Genomic DNA, 20,915 nt, shown 5'->3' with positions numbered 1-20,915 from the left:
TCGCCGCGTCCAATCAGGAAGAGACGTTTGAGCTCTCTGGAATTGTTCGTGCATTTCGCAGCAATGAGAGAACCTGAATCGAGCGTCCGGCCAATGCTGGGAGAAAAACCAAATCGGTGATCCAACCAGTCTGTTCTTGCTGCCTGAGTGTGGGCGGGTCATACTCAAGAGGATTGAACCTGAATCAAGTCATTTTGGCTGAGTGTCACATTTCCATGACGTCTCTCGATTTACAAAAAAGTGTCGCATCTATGCAGCAGTCATCCGGCTGGCGGGACAGTTCCCGATGGTTCAAACGTCATTTTTCACTGTCAGTCGGTCTGACTGTGGCAAGCCTCGCGATATTCACGAGTACGGGATGCGGTTCCCGAGCACCAGCCACACCCGAAGGGACAGCCGCTCCAGTACAGACGGCAGTGCCGGCTCAAGCCACCAACCAGGGATCGACTGTCGCTCAGAGCAATGCTTCCGAACAACGGCCTGAAGAAGGTGCAATTAAGTCGGCTGGGGGCAGGAAGTGGCTGGGGGATATTCCTTACGATGTCTGGTTTGATGATCCGCTGGCGATCGCAGCGAATAATCAGAGCACTGGTGCAGCGAATCCTGCTCCAGCAATGGCACAGGCGAATAATACGGCTGCCCCTGCGGTCACTCCGGCAGCACCTGCCGCCGCATCGCCAGCTGTCGCAGCAGGGGGCAGTGTCGATTGGAAGCAGACCATCAGTTCGGATGAACTTCAGGATGAAATGAAACGCATCCGGAACCGACTGACGCAACAATTGCAATCGGCTGGCACCTATTCGGGGAACTACAAGGATATTCAGGCGGATGGTGCCGTGATTGCGGCACTGGGGGCAATCGTTGAGCGACACCCGGATGATCTGTCGTGGAAGGCCAACGCCAAGTTTGTCCGTGAACTGGGCGGGCAGTTGCGCGAATCGTCGAAGGCACTCGGTAAAGAAGGTTTTGACAAAACGACGGCTGTGTTTGAAAAACTGACATCTGTCCTTTCGGGGAGTGTTCCACCCGATGTGGGGAACGCGGAAGAGAAAAAGACGTTCGGCGAGTCGGCCAGTCGCGCGGGGGTGATGGTCCGCATGCAGAAGGCGTTTGACTGGCTCAAAAGCAACATCACAACTGAGGGTAAACTCAAATCCGAGCAGGAGACGGTGCAGCATGAAACGATCGTTTTGCTGGCACTGTCGGTCGTGGCTGCTGACTCGACTTACGATTCAGGCGAAGAAGATGACTATAAGAAACATGCTCAGAATATGATTAATGCCTCCAGAGACGCATCGAGTGCTGCCAAGGAAATGGATTTTGGCAAGTTCCAGCAGGCTCTCGATAAAGTGAACAAGACCTGTTCGGATTGCCATAATGATTATCGTTTTGCGGATTCGTGATCTGGCGACGTAATTCTATTCATGGCATTCTGGTGGCTGCGTGGTTGGAGTGAGCAGTGAGCGTCATATTTCATCAGACGAATCAGGCTGAAAACATGAAGAACATGCAGACTTTAGTTGCGAGTCGCCCACAAATCCTGACGCTGAGACGAGCCTTATGGGTGATGAGTCTGGCGGTTGCCTTCGTGTCGAGTTCATTGCCACTGGTCAGTGCTGGTGAGGTGATTGAACTGCGGACGGGACAGAAGCTCGAAGGGGATGTTCTGAAAGAACAGGACGGAGCCCTCTACCTGGATATTGGCGTGGATATCGTGAAGATTCCGCTGAATCAGATCCGCCGGCGGGAAGTGATCAAGGCGGAAGGGGCGGCATCTGTTAATACACCGCTTCCGGGACAGACGAAAAAGTTGTATCAGACAGCCGAGTTGCCCCGTGCGAGCATTAAGGATCTGTCTCAAAAGTATGGTGAAGGTGTGGTGCTGGTCCAGACGCCGGGAGGATTGGGCTCGGGCTTTATCATCAATGACCGTGGATTTTGTGTGACGAACTGCCATGTCATCGAAAAAGAGACGCGTATTGCGGTCACGATTTTTCATCAGGCAGCTGGTGGGGAATTTGCGAGGCGTCGGATCGATAACGTGCGGATTGTGGCCCTCAACCCGTTTTTTGATCTGGCCCTGTTGGAGATCCCTAAGCAGGACGATTTGAAGTTTAAGCCGGTCTATCTCACTGAAGCTGATGATGAGCGTGAAGGAGATGAAGTTTTTGCCATTGGAAATCCCCTCGGGCTGGAACGCTCTGTTTCGCAGGGGATTGTGAGTACGCGTAACCGCAATGTCAAAGGCCTGGTCTATATTCAGACGACAGCAGATATTAATCCTGGCAATAGTGGTGGGCCACTTTTTAATAGCCGGGGTGAAGTGGTCGGTGTGACCAATATGAAGCTGTTGTTTGCTGAAGGGCTCGGATTTGCCATTCCTGCCGCTTATTTGAAGCTGTTTCTGGATCATCATGAGGCTTATGCCTATGACGCGAACAATCCGAACACGGGTTATCGATTTCTGGATCCTCCGCGCCGGCGAGTTGCTGGCCCACCTCCCGAGAAAGCTGCCGAAACCCCTTAGATTCAGGCACTATTTAAGCAGTTTTTCCTGGTCAATTTTTTGGGGTTGCTGAACTTTTCAGACTGAATTACATCTCCCTGAATTACTTCTTCTCATGGTCGATTGCCCGGATGATCTATTTCTGGCAGTCGACCATTACGAAGTCTGTCCCTTCTCGCCATCAATCACTTCTCTTCACTTCACATCTCGTTAATTTGTTTCTTTGCGATTTATTCGCGTGGCCTTGCTTTCAACTCAATTGACCTTCCCGCCTTGTATGGTCTGGTGCCAAAGTCGCTCAGCAATCTTGAAATCTGCTGTTGGACATCCCGGGCATCAGTCAACTGTTTTTAACGCCTTCCAACAATCGAAGAATCTTGTCACTCAAGTGATGAAGTGCGTTTGATGCATTTCCATCGGCTTGAGAGATCGCTTTTGCAGCGATTTCGAAATCAGGATTTCCCGCCTGAAAACAAATGGATTTGAGATGTTCCAGAAGCCTTCAAACCAGGATGCCTTGAACCCGCGCCAAAGGGTGTGGGGTGCTGCCTGGTTGGTGTGTTTCGGATGTCTGATTTTGCCTGTGGGTTGCAACACCACGGGTGGGCCGCGCCTGGTTTGGAACAAGCCGGAAAAGCAGCCGTCGAATGAAAAGAGTGTGACTTCAGCGAAGACAGATCCAGTCGAGAAAAAGTCATCGAGCCCTGTCAAGATCGTCGATCCTGAGAAGCTCCTGGCCAAAGCCGATGGACCTCTTGAAGCCAAAACTGATCCTGCTGAATCGCCGTTTCAGGCCTCTCGCAGCCAGAAGGTGACAACTTCGGCAGCGCCGGAGATGCCCATCGAGCCTGCACCATCGGCCCAGCATTCAGTCGCGAAGAATGTCGATGCGGGCAGTTCTTCTGCAACGGGAGCGGGAGGAATGTCTCCTGCCACTTTAAAGCTGATCGATCAGGAATTAGCGGGTGCGAATGCGGAAGAACGGGCTTATTGGTACGACCAGCTCAAGAAGGTCGATCCAGCCGTTGTGCCTCAGATTCTGCAGGCTCGCCGAATGTCATTGCAGCTCACCGCCCGGCAATCCGAAGCGAATCCACCGGGAAATCCACCCTGGGCTGACGGTGTCGCCTCTGCTCAGGGATCAGGCTTACCTCAAGGTTCTGCACCCGCATGGGGGCATTCGACCAATACGCAAAAACCTCAAGCAGCGAACAGTGGCATGGGGAATGCCTCGCCCTGGGCAAATAGCGAAACAGAAAACGGAGCCGGGACAAGAGGTGGCCCGGATGATCTGCAGCGCTCCAGGCGTTCAGCGATACAACTGGCCCAGCATCGTGACCTCGAAGCTCACCAGCCGGCTTCCGGCATGGGAGTTGAGCAGGCTCGCCATGAGGTGGCTGCGGGAACAAAAGAACGAGCGCAAAGTGCATTCTATCGGGTGGATCAAACCTCTTCCGATCAAACCTCGGGAACCTCTGGACCGATTCAGCCACAAAGTTATCAGGAATCTGTCACGAATCAGACCGCTTCCCGGAATACTTCCGCACCGGCTGCTCATGCGACATTAGGGCCAGCCGGAAAGTTTGGTGTGGTTCAGTCACCTGTGACCAGAGTCTCAGCCACGGGGAGTTCCAGTGTTGGTAGTTCCCAACCGGGTTTCAGTTCTGCCGGGGGTGATTCGCTCGATCAACTCATTAGCCAGACGGAAGCTTCCGTCAACCTGTTAACACGCGGGGAATCGCCCGAGAGTCGCGATTACTACCTGCGCCAGCACGTTTATCTGCGGTTGTTATATCTGATGGCTGATCGACCAGAGCGGGCGATGGCGGCAATTCCCGGTATTTCCGCCTCCGAACAGGAGTTCTGGCAGCAGATGCTCTGGGGGTTATCGAATTACTTTGACAGCAAGCAGATTCCACAGACGGCTGATCGCGCCAGCCAGGCAGTGGCCCAATTCCAGGCGGGTGTTTCCAAGCTCAAACAGATGGCTCGACTGGAGCTTCGCAATGTCTGTTTCTGCAAGCAGATCTGGTACTTTGGCAACTACGAGAAGTTCCCACGCGATGAATTCCGACCCGGGCAGGAAGTGCTGGTTTATGCCGAGGCGGAGAATTTCCAGAGTGAACTGACACCGGAAGGCCAGTATCGAACACTCCTTCGCTCCAAGATTGACATCATCAGCCCCGCTGGTGAAATCCGGCATCAGATCGAGTTCCCACCAACAGAAGATTTGTGCCGTAATGAACGGCGAGATTACTTCCACAATTACCAGTTCACGATTCCCGAGAAGATGCCACTGGGCCCGCACTCACTGAAGTTGACGGTCCATGATGAGCTTTCGGGTCGAGTCACCAGCAGCAGCATTAACTTTGTGGTGAAGTAGGGAAGCTCTGTTTCGAGAGATTACTGGTGGATTGAACAAGTCCTGGCTGAGGTTCTTTGCAGATCCCAAACAGCCATGCAAAGTAAAAAACACCCGACTGCGTCATGCAGCCGGGTGTTTTGTTGTAAGAACAGTTCCAAGGAAACAACTACACGTTGTTGGTCGCGAAGGCATGCTTGCCCAAAGCTGCAAGCATGGCACACAGATCGCCATTTTTCATGGAAAGCGTGTAAGAACAGTTCGATCAACGAGTGGAATTCGAGATCATTGTCATTAGACGAGACCGGAGCCAAAGCCCTCTTCTTCGAGTTGAGCGACGCGATTAACGAAGGTATGGCGTGGCCGGCTGGTGGTAGCTGTTGAAGAGGTGGCTGTGGCAGTTGATGTGGTTGCCGAGTGGGGGACCATCGGGGTGTAGGTAATTTCTTCGACACTGGTGGCGTAGTTCTCTTCGCCAAAGTCGTCGTAAGTACAGACGTAACCCGGGAGCTTGGCTTTCTCAAGTTCCAGCGAGTAGGCCACAATCACGTTCGCTTGAATGCGTTCGCGGCATTCGGAGTTGATGGGATGGGCGATATCGGCGTAGAGCTTAGCGCGGCCATCATCCGCTTTGTTGGCGCGTTCTTCGTGAAGTTCACAACCGCAATCGTTGCAGAATCGTGCTCTTAAATGATTTTTACATGAGCATCTGGGGCAGCGATCCATCAATTTGCGGCTGGGCATGGCGACAAAAGAGCCGCGCGTCCCTTGGATGATTTTCAAATCACGAATGACAAAACATCCATCAAGCGTGATCGAACAAAAGGCCTGCAACCGCTCGCTGGGATCATCCATGAGCTTGATGCGAATCTCGGTAATTTCCATGGCCGTACTCCTCATCATTCGGAATGACGAACACCGGTAGAATGAAATGACAAAACATCACGAAAGTTGAATCAGCACCAACAGATTTGTGCCGACTCTCAGCACAAAAACAGGTTGAATTGAGATTGAAACGATAGCCATTCAATACTTGACGACACTGCAGATCGCTGAGCATGGAAAGGCGGTTAGAACTTCGATGGACGATGGATCGCAAACATCGCGAGTACCACCAGGAACACGATATTCAGCGAGAGATGGGAGTGAGACGAATCTCGTCGTTTGATTGCCAATCCACGTTACAATCCGGAGCAAGCCACGAAGACCTGTGCCAGTCCCAGGTGAGTGAGTTGCTGGGCTGCAGTGTGAGCTGCCGCTTCGCTTCTGCACCAACCGAAGTAAGCAGTCCCGCTTCCGCTCATTTGATGGGCAATCACATCAAGGTTTGCAAAAGTGGACTCGAGCTGACGAATTGCAGGGCAGAGCTCGACTGCTGCTGCTTGAAGACCATTATGCAAAGCATGTGCCGCGCTGATTTGATCTCCCTTCGCCAGGTTGCTGAGCAATGGAGCGATTGAGGGAGAATTCTGGGTGGGTTGGCAATGTCGGTAGACGAGTGCTGTCGAGAGCCCAGCTGGTGGTTTTGCTACAACAAACCACAGCTTTTCCTGAAGTTCGACAGGCTCAATGATCTCGCCACGCCCGCGGCAGACTGCCATCGGTTTGCCGCAAAGGAAGAAGGGAATATCACTTCCTAACTGTGACGCGAGCTGAGAAAGTTCCTGCAAAGTTAACCGAAGATTCCATAACTGATTGAGAGCAGCCAGCGTGGCGGCGGCATTACTGGAACCGCCGGCAAGGCCAGCCGCGGCGGGAATTCTTTTCTGCAGAAGGATCTCGGCTCCGCAGTCAACCTTTGCATATTCCTTCAGCAGGAGTGCCGCACGAACAACCAGATTGGTGTGATCCTGAGGGACAAGAGCCGTTTCATCCGCGAACGAATGTGTTGTGGTTGCTAATGGATGATGCGTCAGATCCTCAAATCGAAATGAAATGTCAGTTTGGGAAGAGGGGGCGAAGGAGAGCGTGTCGTAATGCTGGATGGAAACCATGACCGTTTCGATCTCGTGAAAACCATCGGGACGACGCGCGAGAATCCGCAGAGAGAGGTTGAGTTTGGCGGGTGCCTGAACAATAAGACGGTTTTCAGATTGTTGTAACTGCAATTAAGCTCACCTTTTGTGCGAGATTTTCTATAAGCGGAGGTGCGAGATTTTTCAGGAGAATCAGTCCATGTATCGTCGAGTCCCCGCAAGGATCTGGCAAGCCAGATACAAACGTTGGTGATTCATTCTCTCATGCAGTGATGTCTCAGTGAGGGCCATCCACTGACTGTGTGCAAAAAACAAGAAGTTCTGGTGATCTCTTTGGACAAAGTTGCGTATGTATGACTTCTTGAATTGATTTCCTCGTGATGAACCCGTGGCAATGAAGTCGTGGCGGTCTATTTCGAGTCAGACCGTCTTGGCGTCTGGAGGCGAAGATTTCGATGAACTTCGCATGTTGAACGGTGTCTGTGTAAACTCTGGAAAGATTCTCGCGGGTGCGTTTGTCACATTTGTATGCTGATGTTTGCCTGAAATTTTGGCAGAGGACTCCTCGATTGAATGCAACAGGATTGGCTTCAGTGACTGCTGGTCAAATAAGTGGCGATGCTTTGATTGAACAAACGGAAACACCCATGCAGACCGCGATCCGGAAAGCAGATGTGCTGCTGGAAGCGCTCGGCTGGATCCGCCAGTTTCGCGATCGACATGTCGTCATCAAGCTGGGAGGAAGTGCTCTCGAGGAAACAGCCGCCATTCGGCAGTTTCTCACCGATGTGATTTTTATGGAGACCGTGGGGGCACGCCCGATTCTGATCCACGGTGGTGGAAAGGCGATTAACGCCGCCATGTCAACGGCTGGGATTACACCTCGCTGGGTGCAGGGTCGTCGTTACACGGATGAACAGACACTGGAGATTGTCACGAAAACTTTGGCGGGTGAAATTTGTGGTTCGCTGGTTGAAGAGATCGAGCGGCAAGGCGGCGATGCCGTTGGATTCAGTTATCTCACGGTGAATGTGCTCAAAGGAAAGCAACTGTTTCTACCGAACCCTGGGGGAGAACCGATTGATCTGGGGCGTGTGGGTGAAGTGACAGATATTGACCGCGATGTCCTGCTGACAGCCTGCCGCGGGGGACGGATTCCTGTCCTACCTTCGGTGGCACTGGATGAACAGGGCGATCGACTGAATGTGAATGCAGATACGGCGGCAGCAGCTGTGGCCCGTTTGATTCAGGCCGATAAACTGATGTTTTTAAGTGATGTGCCAGGGATCTTCCTCGATCGAAAGGATCCTTCGACGTTGCAATCTCACCTGACGGCAGCACGCTGCCGGGAACTGATTGCCGATGGTACAATCGATGCAGGAATGGTTCCCAAGGTCGAGGCGGCTTTAGAAGCTCTGGCTGCGGGGGTGAAGAAGGTACACATCATCGATGCGAGAATTCCCCATTCAGTACTTCTGGAAATTTATTCGAACCGTGGGATAGGAACCGAGATCGTCCCGTAAACTCTCTGAAAAATTGAGTCAGGTTGGAGTACCGGGATTCGAATGCATGGGATTCGAATGACGAAGTGCAGAGCATATTTCATTGCCTGCATCGGATCTGATACAATTCTCAGTCGTTCTTCTTCGAGAAAATACGGCAAGCCTGGGCCCTGAGCTTGCCGATCGCTCACTTTTGGTGAAGGTGAAGAACTTCCCACCGGGGAGTTGCCAGAGTGATTTTGGGGCCAATTGGGTTTTCGCCGGCAAGCCGGCGTGATGATTGAAGAGACGAGCCAATGCACGCAATGGCCACCCAGTCGAGTCAGGAAACAATATCGAAGTTCGACAAGTATGTGGTGTCGAACTATCGCCGCTATCCGGTCTGCATTGTGCAGGGCGAAGGCTCGTACGTCTGGGATGCCGAAGGGCGCCGCTATCTCGATCTGTTTCCCGGTTGGGGCTGCAATGTTCTGGGGCATTCGCCTCCTGCGGTGGTGCGTGCCTTGCAGGAGCAAGCCGAAAAGCTGATTCACGTACCCAACTCGTGGTACACCGAGGCTCAGGGCGAGTTTGCCGAGATGCTGTGCACTCGAAGCTTCGGTAAAGCGTTTTTCTGTAATAGCGGTGCTGAAGCGAATGAAGCTGCCATCAAGATCGCGCGGGCGGCTAAGGCTGGGGTTGGCAGGTATCGGATTATCTCGTTTGAGAATGGATTCCACGGCCGCACATTTGGGGCCTTGACGGCGACTGCCCAGCCGAAATACCACGAGGGCTTTCATCCGTTACTCCCCGGTTTCCGCTACGCACCGTACAACAACCTGGATGCGGTGAAGCAGTTGATCGATCAGGAAACTGCTGCGATTATGCTGGAGCCGGTTCAAGGCGAAGGGGGCGTGAATATTGCGACGACTGAGTTCCTGCAGGGTTTGCGAGCCCTGTGCGATGCCGAAGGGATTCTACTGATCTTCGATGAAGTTCAATCGGGATCCGGGCGAACCGGCGAGTGGTTCGGCTATCAGCACTCAGGTGTTGAGCCCGATATCATGTCGCTGGCGAAAGGTCTGGCAGCGGGTGTGGCTGCAGGGGCTGTGATCTGCCGTGATGAAGTCGCAGCCTGCCTGAAACCAGGGATGCACGGAAGTACATTTGGTGGAAACCCTCTGGCGATGGCGGCAGGAATTGCCACGTTTCGGACAATTGAAGAGGAAGGGTTGCTGGACAACGCGAAGGAAATGGGCGAAAAGTTCCGTGAGCGATTTGAGCAGATTGCGGAAGAATTGCCGATTGTGCAGGAGATCCGCATTCGAGGCATGATGATCGGCATGGAATTGAAGATTTCGGCCATGCCTGCCGTGGCAAAGTGTATGGAACGTGGCGTTTTGATCAACGCGACGCACGATACCGTGATTCGATTGCTGCCTCCGCTCAACATCACCCCCGAACAGGTCGATGAAGGATGTGACGTCTTGCTGGAAGTCTTGCGAGAGATGGCTCAACAGGTGTCGTAAGGTTCAGGAATTCTCAGGTTTTGCAGGTAAGCGCTGTCAAGATAAGCAATGTTCAGCGAAGATCACTGTTCAATCGCCGTTGTGGATGATCCACACGAGGGATTGAATGGATGAAAATCCAATTCGCAGTGAAAAATTCGACTATTTCGATTGAACGCGGGGGAGCTTTGAGCCTTCGCGTTCAATCTTGTTTTTAAGAGGTTCACGCATCTGGAGAACGGCTCTTGGCGTGAAAGAAATTTCCTGGGTTTGATTGTTATTGAAGCCAGGGACAACAGCGATGACAGGGTCTTCTCGCATGGAGCAGGCCGCGAGTGAATAGGTTTGGGATATGCGACATTTGAACGCGCTGGTGGATCTTTCCACCACAGATATTGAAGAGATTTTTGCGCTGGCGAAGCGAATGAAAACTGGTGTGGCGAAGGGGATTCGTCCGCAGTTGATGCCCGGGCGTGTGCTGACCCAGATCTTCGAAAAGCCCTCGTTGCGGACCCGGTTGAGTTTTGATGCTGCCATGATGCAACTGGGGGGGAGCAGTATTTTTCTCTCTGCCAAAGATGCCGGGATTGGTGGACGGGAAGCTGTGCAGGATGTCGCCCGCGTCATTGGTGGCTATAGCGATGTGATCGCGCTCAGAACATTTTCCCAGCAACTGATTGACGAATTCGTCCAGTATGCGGGGGTGCCGGTGATCAATGGGTTGTCGGATGATCGACATCCATGCCAGGCACTGACAGATCTCTTTACGATGCAGGAAGTCTTTGGCTCGATCGCGGGAAAGAAGTTTGTATTTGTCGGTGATGGCAACAACGTGGCGACATCGCTGGCAACGTGCTGTTCGATGCTGGGTGTCGAGTTTGTGCTGTGTGCTCCGGAAGAATACCGCTTGGGAGCAGATTTCCTCGACCGGGTGAAATCTTACCTGCCCAAGATTCACATTACGGAGACATCGAACTTTGCCGAAGCTCTCAAAGATGCGGCGGTGATTTATACCGATGTCTGGACGAGTATGGGGCAGGAAGCGGAGGCGGAAGCCCGGCAGCAAGTTTTCCAGCCATTCCAGGTCAATGAGAATCTGCTGAAGCTGGCTCCGGCATCAGCCCGGTTTATGCACTGCCTCCCTGCCAAGCGGGGGAAGGAAGTGACCGATGAGATTATTGATGGCCCACAGAGCATTGTCTTTCAGCAGGCCGAAAATCGTATGCATCTGGCGAAAGCGTTGATTTTGTGGGTGCTGGAAGTGAATGCGTAATACGATTGGCATTGGGTGTTTGGCATTTGGTATTCGATACTAGAAACATTGGGTCACTCAAATACCCAATACCAAACACCTAAAACCAGACCTTAAGCAGCGGCTTGCAGCGGTTCGCTGTGGAAGAGTCGCTGGTAAATGGGGCAGGTGGCGAGCAATTCGTGATGCTGGCCATCAGCAATCAGGCGACCCTGATCGAGGACGACAATCCGGCTGATGAAGCTGAGTAACGAAGGCGACATCGCATGCGTAATCAGTAAGGTGGTGCGGCCTTTTGTAAATTCGGCCAGAGCTTTCTGAATGGCCTGCTCGCTGTGGGCATCAATCGCAGATGTCGGCTCGTCGAGGATCAGGATGGAAGGGTTGCGAAGTATGGCTCTGGCCAGTGCGATCCGCTGACGCTGGCCTCCAGAGAGCTCCCGGCCACCGGAACCCAGGCCTGTTTCCAGGCCATCGGGAAGTTTGTTGGCGAATTCGAGAACGGAACTTCGGGCGGCCGCTGATTCAATCGCTTCGCGCGTGGGAGATTCCTGTTCTGTGGAGGCACCGCTGCGAATATTCCCGGCAATCGAATCATCGAAGAGCATGGTTTCCTGAGAAACAATGGCGATCTGATCTCTCAAATCGCGAGGTTTGACATCGCGGAGATCGATACCATCAATCAGGATACGGCCTTTTTGAGGGTCAGCGAAGCGAGGCAATAGATTGACCAGTGTCGATTTTCCAGAGCCATTGGTGCCGACAATCGCGACAGCCTCTCCGGCATGGATCGTCAGATCGAGATCGACGAGCACCGGTCGACGGTTCTCACCTTCGGCCTGCGGATAAGTGAATGTAATGCCTTCAAAGCGAATTGCTTCGGCATGCCTCGGAAGTGGGACTGGATTCGCAGGTGGAATGATCGAGGGGTGCTGATCGAGAGCGTTGAAAATTCGTTCGGCGGCCGTTCCCGTCTGGCGGATACGCGTGACGTATCGCGAGAATTTGCGGATAGGGTCAAGAGTTCCCGCCATGAGTGTGTAGAGCACAGAAAGATCGGTGAAGTTCATGGGGGTTTCAGTGAACTGGATCGGGCCGATGAATGTCTGGCCTTCAAGAACGAGATAACCTGCCGGAATGAGAACGGCCATCACCGCCATCATTCCGAGGTTTTCAGCGACAGGGCTGCTGAGTGCATCGATCCTGACGATTTGCAGGGCTTTACGGAAATACGCGCGATTCTCGCGTCGAAAGCGGGCCCGGTGATCGCGCTGTGTTCCAAAGGCAATGACGATTCGAGAAAGCGAAAAGGTTTCTTCCAGTTGCTGATAGATGCGAGACATGGCATCGAGCGTGCGATGCATGGCTCGTTTGAGCCTGCGGCTGAGCAGGTAGAACATCGCACCGGCGATTGGCACGAACAGCAGCAGCACAAAGGTCAGGCGAAAGTTGATCATCAGTGCGGCACTGAGGCAAGTAACGGCTTTGAGAGGTTCGCGAATGACTTCGCCGCCAGCGAGCATTAAGCCTTGTGTCAATTGCTGAGTGTCATTCATGAACGTCGCCATGTACCGGGGAGTCCCAGTGGCAGCGACTTCGAGAGGATCAGATTTCAACAGATGGCGATAGAGGTCTTTTCTCAAATCCATGACAGTCAGTTCAGCCACTTTACCGACATAGAGATCTTGTATGACCGTCGCGGCTCCTTTGAGGAAAGTCGCGGCAACAAGAATTCCCATGAGTCCCAGCAGCAGTCGGAAGGGGTCATCTGGCAGCCAGGGGACAACGCGCTGGTTAAGCCACGTCATGAGGTAAAGCCTGCGAGCCCAGGTGTCGATCTCTTTCTGGAGTCTGGCCTGCTCGCGTGTGGCGCTGAGAGGCAAAGTTTTTACTGTCGATGGATGAGAGGCTTGTGAGGAGATCGCAGCAGGGCCGACCTCTGGTTCGAGAGCCATACCGTGGCGAATCAGCAGTTGATGGAGTTCGTTTCTTGATTCGTCGAGCTTTCTGGAAGAGGTTTCAATCTCGTTCTGGATGTAAGAGCCGAGATGTTCGCCTTCAAGAAAGACTTTGATGACGGGGTAAGTGAGCAGCAGCGCACCACCCCAGAGGAGCGCAACAACACCTCCGAAGCTGATGGCAAATGCCAGCAGCTTCCAATACGGCTTAACGTACCTCGCGAGGCGACTCCATTCCCGCACGAAAATTGATCCTTGGTTCGAATCCCTGAACACTGGAAATCAAAGGGGCATTACAAAAGATTTCATCCAAAGCGTAAAGGGGAACTGCTTTGGAGCGGATTCGACCAGCAGAATTCGCAGTTTGCTCGCCGAGCAAAACGAATCAATCCGGGCACGAAGTCGTGTTATCCCAGACGGAATTTGATGTCTTTGAGTTTGAGCTCTGGGAGTATTTTCTGCAGATTTTCGACGATGGGTTTCTGGTGAAAGGCTGAAAGTTCACTGAGAGCTGCCGGGTGAGAGACGTAAACCTGCAGGACACCACGAGAGATCTTGGCGGGTCGGGTGAGAGTCGAATAGGCTGCGGGAACCACTTGTTTCCAGGCAGAACGGAGGCGATCGTCTTCCTGAATTTGTGAATATCCGCGCAATTGCATCAGTTGTGCGAGGACATCGCCCAGTTGTCTTGGTGGAGGATCGTCGCTCATGGGGTTTCTGCTCGACAATCGGGTGCGGCTGGAAGAAGTGACTGACTCGTTCGACTGCGAGAGATCTTCAGCCAGAGCTGGAAAGCTATTCAAGAGTGTGCGAACTTCTTGGGTATGAATCAATCGAAGTTGCTCAGTGAAATACGGCAGCAGTTCGAATCGCAGATTACGCAAGTGCCTGCGATTCTGGGTGGACCTGCGTTTTGGCCTCAGGGGGCACCGGCTCGTTTACTGCCGCGAAATGAAATTGCCGATCAAATAGCCCGCGCGTTGCAGGGGGATCAATGGGCGGTCTATGAAGGGGGCGAGCATGCGGGTTTGCGTGAGGATCTGGCTCAGCGATTTCCCGGTCGCAGACCCGTACTGACATCCAGTGGTACCGTGGCCATCGAACTGGCCTTGAGAGCAGCTGGCGTGGGGCCAGGTGATGAAGTTCTGCTGGCCGCCTATGACTTTGAGGCGAATTTCAAGAATGTCCTGGCTGTGGGTGCGTTGCCTGTGCTGGTCGATGTGGTGCCAGAATGCTGGACGATCGATCCACTGGGGTTAGAAGCGGCTGATTCGCCGCGAGTGAAAGCATTGATTGCGAGCCATCTGCATGGGCAAACGCCGGATTGGTTACGATTACGAGATTTGTGCCAGGCTCGTGAAGTGGTGCTGATTGAAGATGCCTGCCAGTCACCAGCACGATATGCCAGCTGCGAGCTATTGGGTGCCGAAATCAATGGTGAGTCTGCCCTCCAAAGCCATGTCGGTGAGCAGCCTGTGGGAGAGATTGTGGCGTTCAGTTTTGGTGGGAGTAAGCCGATCACTGCAGGTCGAGGCGGGGCTGTCTTGCTTTCGACCGAGCGGCAGGAAGCGAGACTCAGGCTGTACACTCAACGTGGGAATGAGGCCTACCCTCTTTCCGAGCTGCAGGCGCTGGTGGTCAGGCCACAGTGGAGGATCCTGGCAACTCAGGATCGGCATCGTTGGCGACAGGCCATGACCATAGAAGCGGCCTGGGATGAGTTGTGTGGTCAGCGACATGTTTCGAATGATCGGCACGACGAAAGTTTTTTGGTTTCGTTGTACAAACTGGGTTTATGGTACGAGCCCGAAATCTGGGGTGGTTTGAGCAGGGCACGGCTGGTGGCTGCGGCGAGGGCTGAGGGATTACCATTGGCTGAGGGATTCCAGGCACTGCACGAAACCCATTCTTCAAAGCGATATCGTCACGCTGGCGATCTGGTCCATGCCAGTGCCGCCGGGAGAAATGTGCTGCAACTGCATCATACAGCACTTTCGGGAAGTGAGGAGGCGACTCGTGAAGTCATGGCGATTCTGCTGAAGCTCAAAGAGCATGCCGATCAGTTACAACGAGATTGAATCCCAATGTTCGAAAGGGAGAGTCAGGTTCGGGCGGTAGCGGTTGACTGTCACTGAGTGATGGCAATTCTGGAAAGCCGCATTAAAGACCTATCTTTTGAATGTGGATATTTCTTAACATTGAGGTTGACCCCACAAATGATCGACCCCAACGAAACGCAATTTGAAGCATCGCTTTGAAAGTCACCAGAGCCTGCTTGCCCGCAGTGGAAGGCATAGCTCACAGGATGTCAGACAAAGCGGTGTTTCAAAGGCAACGCGTATCATTTTGATGATGCGACACTTGATCAGGCTTTATCATGCCCCGCATCCTGATTGTTGAACCACGACCTTCCTTTCGTGAAGGTCTTCGTCAGACGCTGGTTGATGCCGGCTACGAGATTGAGACGCTTGATATCGATCAGGATCTGCCGGCGGCAATCCAGATCCGCCCGGCTCTGGTGGTTCTCGGTTGTGAAGCCATTGAGTTTCTCCCGCTGATCAAATCTCAGTGCACGCCTCCTGTGCCAGTGCTGCTGCTGATCAAGGCCGGCGAGTTGGGATTGATTCTTAAAGCGGTTGATGGAGCGGCTGATCTGATCTATTCATACGAACGACCACTGCAGGATGTACTGCAAGGCATCCAGCGATTGACGAGGCCGCGCAGTGATGACGTAGTGCCACAGTTATCGCACCAGGATCGACTGATCGTGGCACTCAGGTCGGTCTGTGATGATCTGAATCTGACGCATAAGCGGCACATTTCGGAAGTGCTCAAGCGTCAGTATGCCGAGCAGAAGCTGGTGGAGTCGGAATCGTTTTATCGGTCTTTAGTGGAGACATTGCCCTACGCGATGTTCCGTAAAGATCTGCATGGACGAGTGACTTTTGCCAACCGCAAGCTGTGTGAAATCCTCGGTTCCCCTCCGAATGAGGTGGTGGGCAAGACCGATTACGACTTTTTCCCCACGGATCTGGCCGATAAGTACCGGGCTGATGATCGGTATGTCACGGAAACGAGAGCACAGTTTGAAACGATCGAAGAGTTTGTGACACCTTCGGGAGAGGTGCATTACACACATGTGATGAAGAACCCGGTCTATGATGGTCGAGGGAATTGCGTCGGGATCCAGGGGATTTTCTCAGATGTGACTGATCGCAAACGAACAGAGATCGCTCTCGACCAGGAGCGGGATCTGCTCAATAACCTGATGAAAAGCATCCCGGACAACATCTACTTCAAGGATGTGCGGGGCAGATATCTGCGCATCAATCAGGCGAAAGCCGCCGCGAGCGGATTGTCCGATCCGAGCCTGGCGATTGGAAAATCGGATACCGATTTCTTCTCAGCAGAGCACGCAGCGATTGCTCGTAAAGACGAAGAATATGTGATGCAGACCCGTCTGCCATTGATTGGTAAGGAAGAACGGGTGGTCTGGAGTGATGGTCATATCCGGTGGATGTCGACCACCAAATTGCCGTTGATTTCACCAGCGGGGGACGTGATCGGAACCTACGGAGTCTCACGCGATATTACGCCGATGAAGCTGGCTGAACAGGCCTTGCGGGAAGCCAAAGATGCGGCTGAAGCTGCAAACCGGGCGAAGAGTGATTTTCTCGCCAATATGAGCCATGAGATTCGCACACCCTTGAATGCCATTATCGGTATGACAGAACTGGTGATGGATACCGATCTGAAGGTGGCACAGCGGGATTACCTGCGGATGGTGCTCGAATCGGGTGAATCGCTTCTGGGAATCATCAACGACATTCTTGACTTTTCGAAGATTGAGGCCGGTCGATTGCATGTCGATGAGCAACCCTTCCGATTACGCGATTCGCTGGGTGACACGATGAAATCGCTCTCGAACCGCGCTCATCGCAAGAAGCTCGAGTTGGCGTTTCATGTCTCGCCAGATGTTCCCGATGAGGTTCGCGGAGATGCAGTCCGGGTGCGCCAGGTGATCATCAATCTGCTGGGGAATGCACTCAAGTTTACCGAACGCGGCGAGGTGGTTCTCGATGTTTCTGTCGAGAGTCGAACTGCAGAACAGGTGACATTGCATTTCAAAGTGCAGGATACCGGGATCGGGATTGCCAAAGATAAATTTGAATCCATTTTTGAAGCGTTTGAGCAAGCCGATTCTTCGACCACCAGGCGATATGGAGGGACAGGGCTGGGGTTGGCGATATCGGCCCGGCTGGTGGAATTGATGCAGGGGAAGATCTGGGTTGAAAGCGAAGTGGGTCAAGGTAGTACCTTTCACTTTACGCTCAATCTGGGTGTCGAAGCAGAAGGAAGTGTGCAGCCACTGGCCCAGGAGCCTCAACTGCATGGCTTGCGTGTGCTGATTGTCGACGATAACCAGACGAATCGTAGGATTCTGGAAGAGTTGACGTTGTTGTGGGGGATGCGTCCAAGAATTGCCGCAGGAGCGATCGAAGCCCGGCGAGAGTTGCAGCATGCGATTGATCAAGGTGAACCCATTCGATTGATCATTACCGATGCGCAAATGCCGGGAGAAGACGGGTTCAGTCTGACGGCATCAATTCGCAGTCTGGAAAACATGCCTGCCGTTGAAATCCTGATGCTGACATCGGGGGATCGGCTGGAAGATCTCTCGCGGTGTCAGCAACTGGGGATTGCCGGTTATCTCATCAAGCCTGTGAAACAATCCGAGTTGTACAACTCGATTGTAGGGATCATGGGGCAGGCACCTCGTGCTGTGCCCATGGCTTCGGCTATGGCTGTGCCGGAAAGATCGGCCAATTCGCGGAGGATTCTACTGGCTGAAGACAGTCTGGCCAATCAGAAACTGGCACTGGGTTTACTGGAGCGATGGGGGCACCGGGTAGTGGTGGCCAGCAATGGCATCGAGGCGATTGAACGCTATCGCAGTGAATCATTCGACCTGATTCTGATGGATGTGCAGATGCCCGAACTCGACGGGAATGAAGCCACCATGGCGATTCGCGAGATTGAAAGGCGGACGGGAGAACATATTCCGATCGTGGCGATGACAGCGCATGCCCTGCAGGGGGATCGTGAGCAATGCCTGAAGGCCGGAATGGATGATTACCTGATGAAGCCGATACGGGCTCGTCAGTTGTTTCAGATGATTGAGCAGGTCTGTAACGATCATGCTCCACGCTGGAAGCCGCTCTACCAGATGACCAGTGAGGGTGTGGCGGCAAGAAGCGAAGAACATTGTGCTGAAGAGTCTGATCTGGATCAACAGGCGCATGCGGTGGAACCTCAGACGGATTGCCAGTCAGTGATTGGAGACTCGATGAATGCAGCCGGTGCGCTCCAGACCATTGATGGTGGAGCCGAGTCGGTGGTGAAGTCGGAGGATTATGTTGACTGGCAGTTGGCTCTGCGTGCGACAAATGGAGATCGGGCGCTTCTGGCAGATGTGGGTCAGGCTTTTCTTGAGGAGACACCCTGGCTGCTGAACAAACTCGATGACGCGATCACCACACAGGATACAAAGCTGTTTCAAAGACTCAGCCATACACTCAAAAGTGCCTTTCGAACCTTTGGCGCGAACAAACTGAGTGAGCAGTATGAGCAGATGGAAATGGACGTGAAGCGAGAAGGTCGATTACCCGAGGTCGAGGTGGTGGCCAGGTATCGACAATCAGCCGATCATGTCGTGGAGCGAATTGCCAAAGAGTTGCCACAGGTTTGTGCAGAGACTGCTTCAGGCTCTGGCAAGGGGATGTGAACGACTTCCGGTGTTGAGGTGATTTCTTTCATCCGTAGCCTGGGAAATCTCTATGAGTGTTTCATGGGAGCTGAGTTGGTAGAAATATGTCCTCGTGGCCAGAGAGCGAGAGTATTGGAATTTGCTTTGAGTCTGAGAAGGTGGAATCAAGTTCGACGGGGCAGTTCACTGGCAATTCTTAGGTTGTGAATCACAACTGGGGCGTCGATGGCTATGGGAATTCAACTTGAGAGTTTTCGATATCAAGCGGGGAATCGGGTATGACGAGTATTCTCGTGGTCGATGATTCTTCGACTGATCGACGCCTGGTCTGCGGCCTGTTAAAAGCGAACACACAGTGGATTGTGAGTGAAGCTTCGAGTGGTTCAGAAGCTTTGCAGACGATTGCGCTCAATCCTGTGGATGTGGTTCTGACAGATCTGGCAATGCCGGATATCAGTGGATTAGAACTCGTAACAACACTCAGGCGCGATTGTCCGCGATTGCCCGTTGTGATCATGACGGGAGTGGGGACAGATGAGATTGCCGTGACTGCGCTGAAGCTGGGTGCTTCGAGCTATGTGCCGAAGTGTCGGCTGGCACAGGACTTGACGGATGCGATTCAGGGTGTACTCGATGCCGTGCGGGACGATACGACGCGTGAGCGTCTGTCACAGCGGATTGTTCATCACAAAATTGAGTTTTGCATTGAAAATGATCCGGAACTGATTGCCTCTCTGGTGCAATACCTTCAGGAAGAGACAGCTCGAAGTGGAATTTGTGAAGCGGCAGATCGAATCCGTGTGGGAGTGGCCTTACAGGAAGCGATGACGAACGCCTGTTATCACGGGAATCTCGAGGTGAGTTCGAGTTTGCGTGAGATCGATCATCGACAGTTCTATGAGTTGGCCCGTTCCAGAATGAGTATCTCTCCCTATCAGGAGAGGCGGATTCACGTCGCTGCAGAGTTTTCGCCCGAAGCGGCTTGTTTTGTAATTCGTGATGAGGGGCCCGGTTTTGACCCGGGAACGATTCCGGATCCGACCGTTCCCGAGAATCTTGAGAAGCCATGCGGCCGAGGGTTACTGCTGATTCAGATGTTTATGGATGAGGTGGAATACAGCAAACGAGGGAATCAAGTGGTTCTAAAAAAATACCGTCGCGAACATTTGGGGAACTCGTGAGGTCAAATGACGTCTGAATGCCGGATTGATCGATAGGAGACGGATCCAGTGTTGTCACTGGCGAGACGGGTCTCAGGGAGGGCGCTCAAAGATGTTGTCAGACCTGCTGAATCGAATCACAAGTTGATCAGAAGATAATTAGCAGGGGATATCAGATTGTATTTTTGGAAATCTGTTCATCTGGTGTTCAGGCTTGGTCTGGAAAATGCAGATCTCAATCACAATCAGTTTGAAACCGATTCACCAGCCATGTAATCACCAATTAGATATTCACCAACCAAGAAACAGTGCTCCAAAGTGAATTGAGAGATAGTCAATCGAGCGAACCTTTTTTGACGGAGGGTGTCCTCCGAGTTTATGTTAGAGGATTTTTTTTGCGGGAGGGCCTCATGTTAACACCGGCCCCGGTTGTTCCGGCCAGTTATTTTGAGATGAGAAAACAGGGGACAGTGCTGCGACTGCATTTGAAAAAATCAGTGAGCAGTCTGTCGGACGAACGGATTCTGGATGAGGTCGATACAGTGGTTGCCTCATTGAAAGAACACGTTCCAGATGCAGTGGTTGTCGATCTTTCATCAGCACCTTACTTTGGTTCCTGCCTGTTGGAAGTGCTTCGGCATATCCATGAAGAAGCAGGGCGACAAGGGGCCAAAATGGTGCTGTACGGTGCCTCTCCGATTGCACGCGAAGTGCTGGAGATTTCGCACTTCAATCGATTGATTCCACTGGTTTCGACCGAAGATCAGGCACTGAAAAGCCTGGTCGCCTGATTCAGTGGTCAACATCGACCCCCGAGTTCATCGGGTCGAATTTTCATCGGGTCGAATTCCCACACAGGCCCGGCAGCTCGATCTGCCGGGCCTGATTTTTTGGCAGAAGGTCTTCATGAGAGCGACTCTCTTGAATCCTAAGCGATGAAGACTT

14 protein-coding genes are annotated in these 20,915 nt (G+C 52.8%); 10 read left to right on the top strand and 4 right to left on the bottom strand.

What is annotated here, in order from left to right; all coding sequences use genetic code 11:
• Positions 1-251 precede the first annotated feature (251 nt).
• The 3 genes from PLIM_RS14250 (at position 252) to PLIM_RS14240 (ending at position 4,889) form a co-directional block, all read left to right on the top strand.
• Complete coding sequence (locus PLIM_RS14250) at positions 252-1,403, top strand: cytochrome c (protein WP_148227121.1); 1,152 nt, start codon at positions 252-254, stop codon at positions 1,401-1,403.
• A gap of 104 nt (positions 1,404-1,507) precedes the next feature.
• Positions 1,508-2,527, top strand: a complete 1,020-nt coding sequence (locus PLIM_RS14245; protein ID WP_052301692.1) for a S1C family serine protease — start codon at positions 1,508-1,510, stop codon at positions 2,525-2,527.
• Positions 2,528-2,993: 466 nt separating this feature from the next.
• Positions 2,994-4,889, top strand: a complete 1,896-nt coding sequence (locus PLIM_RS14240; RefSeq protein WP_013111025.1) for a hypothetical protein — start codon at positions 2,994-2,996, stop codon at positions 4,887-4,889.
• Positions 4,890-5,162: 273 nt separating this feature from the next.
• Here PLIM_RS14240 and PLIM_RS14235 read toward each other — a convergent pair whose 3' ends face one another.
• Both PLIM_RS14235 and ispE read right to left on the bottom strand, forming a co-directional pair.
• On the bottom strand, positions 5,163-5,753 hold the full coding sequence (locus PLIM_RS14235) for a SpoVG family protein (RefSeq protein WP_013111024.1): 591 nt from the start codon (positions 5,751-5,753) through the stop codon (positions 5,163-5,165).
• Between the two features lie 296 nt (positions 5,754-6,049).
• The gene (gene ispE, locus PLIM_RS14230; RefSeq protein ID WP_013111023.1) at positions 6,050-6,976 is read right to left on the bottom strand and encodes a 4-(cytidine 5'-diphospho)-2-C-methyl-D-erythritol kinase; all 927 of its coding nucleotides are present in this window, start codon (positions 6,974-6,976) and stop codon (positions 6,050-6,052) included.
• A 515-nt stretch (positions 6,977-7,491) separates the two neighbouring features.
• Here ispE and argB point away from each other — a divergent pair.
• The 3 genes from argB (at position 7,492) to argF (ending at position 11,106) form a co-directional block, all read left to right on the top strand.
• Positions 7,492-8,367 (top strand): acetylglutamate kinase, encoded by an 876-nt coding sequence (gene argB, locus PLIM_RS14225; RefSeq protein WP_041403692.1) that lies wholly within the window; start codon positions 7,492-7,494, stop codon positions 8,365-8,367.
• A gap of 275 nt (positions 8,368-8,642) precedes the next feature.
• Positions 8,643-9,854 carry an aspartate aminotransferase family protein gene (locus PLIM_RS14220; protein ID WP_013111021.1) on the top strand — a complete coding sequence of 404 codons (1,212 nt, stop codon included), beginning with the start codon at positions 8,643-8,645 and terminating at the stop codon, positions 9,852-9,854.
• A gap of 331 nt (positions 9,855-10,185) precedes the next feature.
• Positions 10,186-11,106 carry an ornithine carbamoyltransferase gene (argF, locus tag PLIM_RS14215; RefSeq protein WP_013111020.1) on the top strand — a complete coding sequence of 307 codons (921 nt, stop codon included), beginning with the start codon at positions 10,186-10,188 and terminating at the stop codon, positions 11,104-11,106.
• Positions 11,107-11,198: 92 nt separating this feature from the next.
• On the opposite strand, the gene PLIM_RS14210 is transcribed toward argF, so the two are convergent.
• Together PLIM_RS14210 and PLIM_RS14205 are read right to left on the bottom strand one after the other, a co-directional pair.
• Positions 11,199-13,286 (bottom strand): ABC transporter ATP-binding protein, encoded by a 2,088-nt coding sequence (locus tag PLIM_RS14210; RefSeq protein WP_013111019.1) that lies wholly within the window; start codon positions 13,284-13,286, stop codon positions 11,199-11,201.
• 164 nt (positions 13,287-13,450) lie between these two features.
• Positions 13,451-13,927 (bottom strand): DUF721 domain-containing protein, encoded by a 477-nt coding sequence (locus PLIM_RS14205; protein WP_196349453.1) that lies wholly within the window; start codon positions 13,925-13,927, stop codon positions 13,451-13,453.
• On the opposite strand from PLIM_RS14205, the gene PLIM_RS14200 reads away from it, so the two are divergent.
• The 4 genes from PLIM_RS14200 to PLIM_RS14185 all read left to right on the top strand — a co-directional run bounded on the left by PLIM_RS14200 (position 13,928) and on the right by PLIM_RS14185 (position 20,761).
• Positions 13,928-15,121 (top strand): aminotransferase class I/II-fold pyridoxal phosphate-dependent enzyme, encoded by a 1,194-nt coding sequence (locus PLIM_RS14200; RefSeq protein WP_196349452.1) that lies wholly within the window; start codon positions 13,928-13,930, stop codon positions 15,119-15,121.
• Positions 15,122-15,420: 299 nt separating this feature from the next.
• Positions 15,421-18,828, top strand: coding sequence for a response regulator (locus PLIM_RS23005; protein ID WP_013111016.1), 3,408 nt, complete (start codon positions 15,421-15,423; stop codon positions 18,826-18,828).
• Positions 18,829-19,088: 260 nt separating this feature from the next.
• Entirely contained in the window at positions 19,089-19,991 is a 903-nt protein-coding gene (locus PLIM_RS14190; RefSeq protein ID WP_013111015.1) for an ATP-binding response regulator, read from the top strand.
• 389 nt (positions 19,992-20,380) lie between these two features.
• Positions 20,381-20,761, top strand: coding sequence for an STAS domain-containing protein (locus PLIM_RS14185; RefSeq protein WP_013111014.1), 381 nt, complete (start codon positions 20,381-20,383; stop codon positions 20,759-20,761).
• The last annotated feature ends 154 nt before the right edge of the window (positions 20,762-20,915 follow it).

This window comes from Planctopirus limnophila DSM 3776, assembly GCF_000092105.1.
Taxonomy (GTDB): Bacteria; Planctomycetota; Planctomycetia; order Planctomycetales; family Planctomycetaceae; genus Planctopirus; species Planctopirus limnophila.
This window is presented reverse-complemented; position numbering and strand designations above follow the sequence as displayed.